Source organism: Nocardia sp. NPDC059228 (assembly GCF_042754245.1).
Classification (GTDB): domain Bacteria; phylum Actinomycetota; class Actinomycetes; order Mycobacteriales; family Mycobacteriaceae; genus Nocardia.
Genome location: NZ_JBHZAL010000178.1, coordinates 1 through 1,058 on the forward strand (window position 1 = coordinate 1; position 1,058 = coordinate 1,058).

At 57.8% G+C, this 1,058-nt stretch carries 1 pseudogene; it reads right to left on the bottom strand.

The annotated features are described in order from the left end of the window. Positions 1 to 1,058: pseudogene (locus ACFXKA_RS43320) on the bottom strand (endonuclease); the annotation flags it as partial.

Sequence of the window (1,058 nt, forward strand, 5' to 3'; positions counted from 1 at the left end):
GACACGGACGTGTGTCTCTTTGGCAATCCCGGAGGAGTCGAATTCGTGGAAATCTTGAACTCCCATGTATCCAGCGGGACGCGGGAGCGAGATGAGGAAGTCGCTTGGGAAAATATCCTCAGCATCGCTCGGATCGATGAACACGTTGGCGAAAGGAGTAGCGGTATAGCCGACGTACTGGGCGCGTGGCAACAGCCCGAGTAGCTGCGAGATCAAGCCATTGATTGCCGTACGGGTAGTTCGGCCTGATTCCCATTTCTCGGGATTCGATGTATTAATAGATGCTTGGTCTGATTCATCATCGATAATCAGGACGGGAAGTTCATTGAACCGTCCGTGGAGTTGTTTGAGGTCTTTGACGAGATTGGTGAGCACTGATTTGTTCTTCTTTATGACCATGACACGTGCATCCGCCTGATGCAGATTGGCCGGGTGGTACAAAGGCAAGCCGCGTCTGGCTTTCTGGACCTCCAGCATGCCAATGCCCTGGAATAGGCTTTTGTAGTCTCTGTCCCGGGTGGTAAGCCGTTCGATGTTAAATGCGTTCAGATCCGCCGGGCGCTGTCCATGGGAAAGGAACGTTGGCCACTCTTCATCGTCGCCGATGTAGTCGATGCCCACGAGACTGTCTGGGTCGGCTGGATTCGCCCCGCGCAGGATGTTCTCCTGGCCGATGAGTTCCTTGTCCAGACGGCGTTGAGTCTGTGCGCGCAGCAGATTAAGCGTGCCGCTGAGGATGATCACCAGGCGGTAGCCGGAGTCGATCGCCTTGGCAGTCACGCCAGTGAAGTTTGCCGTCTTGCCTGACTGTACGTAGCCCACGACAAGTCCCTTGGCCTGTCGCCTGGCCTCCTGCTCGGGATCCGTCAGCCGCTCCACCACGGCGCGACTGGCTTCGTCGAGTCCAGCGATCGCGGCTTCAGACCACCCTTTGGCACGGAGCGCGCGCTCGTAGGCGGTCCAGTAGAAGGCCTTTGACGCGGCACGCTCACGTGTGTACCACGGTGTGAAGTCGGAGCAGATGACGGCTGGGCGGGGCTCCGTGGAGACCTCAACGG